General features: G+C 41.4%; 1 protein-coding gene. It reads right to left on the bottom strand.

The features are described 5' to 3' along the window. Window positions 1-241: hypothetical protein (locus tag SB659_RS19770; RefSeq protein ID WP_410551644.1), on the bottom strand; the 241-nt coding region annotated here is incomplete at its 3' end. Window positions 242-263: the final 22 nt, after the last annotated feature.

A 263-nucleotide genomic window follows, 5' to 3' on the forward strand; every position in this document is an offset into this window, starting at 1 on the left:
GTATACTGTCTGTGATGGCATCAAATAAATCCGACTGGATAAACCACACCATTCCGCATTCACCACATCCCCAGAATGCTTTCTCGTCGGATATAGGAGAGATGAAGCCATAACAAGAATTACATGGACATCTTAAACAGTCTCCGTCTGTCTCTTTTACAGCATAAGGAACATCCATCGTTTGAGGATTCAATGAGAAACTGCCGTAGCAGGAAGGACATTCCAGCATGATAAATTTCATTCCTTTTTTCTGTGAATCTGAG

Origin of the sequence: Arthrobacter sp. SIMBA_036, assembly GCF_046535135.1 — a bacterium.
Taxonomy (GTDB): domain Bacteria; phylum Actinomycetota; class Actinomycetes; order Actinomycetales; family Micrococcaceae; genus Arthrobacter.